This window comes from Cellulomonas septica (assembly GCF_012396155.1).
In the GTDB taxonomy this organism is placed as follows: domain Bacteria; phylum Actinomycetota; class Actinomycetes; order Actinomycetales; family Cellulomonadaceae; genus Cellulomonas; species Cellulomonas septica.
The window spans coordinates 1-2,748 of record NZ_JAAXOY010000495.1; the positions used below are offsets into that span (position 1 = coordinate 1).

Annotated in this window: 4 protein-coding genes; 2 read left to right on the forward strand and 2 right to left on the reverse strand. The window is 68.4% G+C overall.

What is annotated here, in order from left to right; translation table 11 throughout:
- Positions 1 to 184: 184 nt before the first annotated feature.
- Both HGA02_RS15610 and HGA02_RS15615 read right to left on the reverse strand, forming a co-directional pair.
- A complete protein-coding gene (locus HGA02_RS15610) occupies positions 185 to 700 on the reverse strand; it encodes a GNAT family N-acetyltransferase (protein ID WP_168679982.1) in 516 nt (171 codons plus the stop codon).
- Positions 697 to 972: a type II toxin-antitoxin system TacA family antitoxin gene (locus HGA02_RS15615; RefSeq protein WP_168679984.1), complete on the reverse strand. Its 276-nt coding sequence runs from the start codon at positions 970 to 972 to the stop codon at positions 697 to 699. The genes HGA02_RS15610 and HGA02_RS15615 overlap by 4 nt, the downstream gene beginning before the upstream one ends.
- A gap of 781 nt (positions 973 to 1,753) precedes the next feature.
- Between HGA02_RS15615 and HGA02_RS15620 the strand changes: the two genes are divergently transcribed.
- Both HGA02_RS15620 and HGA02_RS15625 read left to right on the forward strand, forming a co-directional pair.
- Entirely contained in the window at positions 1,754 to 2,197 is a 444-nt protein-coding gene (locus HGA02_RS15620; protein ID WP_168679986.1) for a hypothetical protein, read from the forward strand.
- Positions 2,194 to 2,409, forward strand: coding sequence for a hypothetical protein (locus tag HGA02_RS15625; RefSeq protein ID WP_168679988.1), 216 nt, complete (start codon positions 2,194 to 2,196; stop codon positions 2,407 to 2,409). The genes HGA02_RS15620 and HGA02_RS15625 overlap by 4 nt, the downstream gene beginning before the upstream one ends.
- Positions 2,410 to 2,748: the final 339 nt, after the last annotated feature.

Sequence of the window (2,748 nt, forward strand, 5' to 3'; positions counted from 1 at the left end):
CCCCGGGCGCATGCAGACACGGGACGTACGTTGACGTGGTACCCGACCACGTGGCCGACGCTCCCGCACCGGCGTGCGGGCATCGCACCGCGTCGTACGGCGTGCCCTGACGCTAGGTAGGAATTCCTACCCAGGTGCACGCGAGAACCGCCCTCGAGCGGTGCGACCAGACCCGAAGGTCGTATCAGTCCAGGTCGAGTGAGCGCCTGGCGTCCTGCACGAGCACGAACATGCGCGTGTGGTTCGCGACCCGCTGGAACCCGTACCTCAGATAGAAGGCGGCAGCCGACTCGTCGATAGGGTCGACGACGATAATTCGGCCACCTACGAGTTCAGCGGCGTCGCAGATGTGCTCGAGCGCGTCGATGAGCAGGTCCCGACCGAGGCCACCTCCCTGCACGTCCGTCGCAATCGCCAGCTTCGCGAGCATGAAACCAGGCACCGTTGAGGCGCCCCCGCGCAGTTTCGACGCTAACGGCAGCTCGTCCCGGCGGACCTCCGTTGGGCAGACCGCGTAATAGCCCACGAGCGCGTACGAGTCAAGGTCCCAGAGCAGCCGGACACGCACGGACCCTGCCTTGTGGGCGCGTGCGGCCGTCTCCCTTAGCCAGGTGTCGAGAACCGCGTTGCCACAGGTGAACGACTCGAGTCCCGCGTCGAACTCGTGGGGCTCCCGGATCAGGAACTCGGGCGCGCTCACTCGTGCTTGAACGCGCGACGGCGAGCGGCAGCGTCAGCCAGCGCCGGGATGCGGCGGGGCGCGGCGTCCAGTGCGGCGAGCATCTCGTCGAACTGCGCCGCCGGCATCATCGTAAGGTCGCTGCGGGCGAGCACCCGTGCCGCCTCGTCCCGAGCCGACCGCACCACGAACGCGGACACGCTCTCGTGAGTGATCGACGCGGCCTTCGACAGCAGGACGTCGGTGTCCTCGTCGATGCGCTGTTCCATGCGTCGCGTCTTCGTGGCGGCCATAGAACCAATGTACGGCGCATGTCCGTACATGACCACCGGGGCGTAAGTGGAGGTTTGGTACCAGTCTCGCTGTCGTGCTGTATTGCAGGTCGCGAGTGGCCGCAAGGTGTGCCGAGGCGTCCGTCTCGGCAATCCCGAGAGGCACCCTCATGAACGACCGTCATGACGACCCCGAACGTCGCTGCCAAGCCCTGCTCCTCATCCGCGCCCTCGTGAGCATCACGCCGCCGGAACTCTGGACGTCGTCGCCGGCGCGGACCTCGAGGTGGTCCGCTGCCGGCCTCCCCTCCCGGCCTGACTCCGCCCGCGCCGGGAGCCGACGGCCCCGCCTCCCTCCGCCGGGGAGCGCGGGGCCCTCGCGTCGTCCCGCCCGTCAGGCCGGCCCGTCGCGGTCGACGCGTCGGTCAGGAGGGGAAGGGCGTCCCCCGGCAGGCCACCGGGTGGGAGCTCGACGACGACCTCGTCGATGGGGCGGACTGCCCGAGGCCGACCGCGGGTCTCGCACCTTGATCCGCGTCGCCTGGGCGCTCAGTGATCCGGAGTCGTCGGCGGCGCTCCGAGGCGGCGAGCACTAGTGCGCCGACCGGGTTCGCCACGTCTTCTATGGAAACGCCCCTAGAGGGCCTTCGCTTCGTATGACTTCACCCACACGCGCACCAAGGGGGGGTGCGTCGTTGTTCAAGGAGGAGCATGTGATTCGCACGTCAAACCGCGCCCGCGTGGGCGCTGTGGTGCTCGCAGCTGTGGTGGGCTGAGCCTATCTGCTGTTCCCGCGAACGCGGTGACCGAGGTCGCCCTCCCAGTCGAGGTTCGGCAGGAGTTCCTGGCGGTGTTTGAACACCACGGGGTCGACCCAGCGGCGTGGGACGCCCTGCTGGAGAAGGTTGCGCGGGGCGAACTGCCAGACGCGGACTCCGGCCAGATTGACCCGGTGTCCAGCACGCGCACGATCGTCGATGGCATCGCGGTGATCCGCCACGTGTACCCGGACGGGTCGGTGTCGTTGACCAGCGCTCCGACCGGACCTGCGAAGCCGGTCAGGCCGTTGAGTTCGACGCCGGGCGCGGTCACGCCGTTGGCAGCGGGCTCGGTAAGCGAATGCTCGACCAGTTCGGCCGCTGGGTACACGTACTACAACAACTGCCGAATCGTGTACGACGGTATCTCGTTCTCGTACTCGTTCCGCGCGAACTTCCGGACCAAGAGCGGCACGAACCGGCGGTGACCGGGGCGTTCAACCCCGTGATCCACAGGGCGATCGCTCACGACACGAGCGTCCCCAGCACGACCATCCCGCGCGGTACGCAGTCCGGGACTCTGGCGGCGCAGGGGCGCATGTCGTTCCAGGCGTCTGCCATCTACGTGCTGTGGTCCCGCACGATCGTGCTCGACCTGTATGTTCGGGGCACGAGCTACTGGGCCGAGACCAACCTGTAAGGAGGCGGGATGCCCGCGTTCTATGACATTGCGTGGTCGATCTTCTTCCCGACGCTGGTCGTGGTCACCGTGCTGGCCGTGAGGTCGTGGCTGCGAGGCCGCCGCACTGGCTCTCGCCGTCCGCCGGCGTAGGGGTCCAAGACGCACCTCAGCGCGCGCCGCACTCCCTAGGGTGCGGCGCGCGCATTCGTTCCACTGCCCGCCACCGCGGGCCCCGGGCGCATGCAGACACGGGACGTACGTTGACGTGGTACCCGACCACGTGGCCGACGCTCCCGCACCGGCGTGCGGGCATCGCACCGCGTCGTACGGCGTGCCCTGACGCTAGGTAGGAATTCC

What these genes read in the sequence shown, in the direction of transcription:
- HGA02_RS15615 (WP_168679984.1), bottom strand. Translation starts at nt 972, where the DNA reads ATGGCCGCCACGAAGACGCGACGCATGGAACAGCGCATCGACGAGGAC.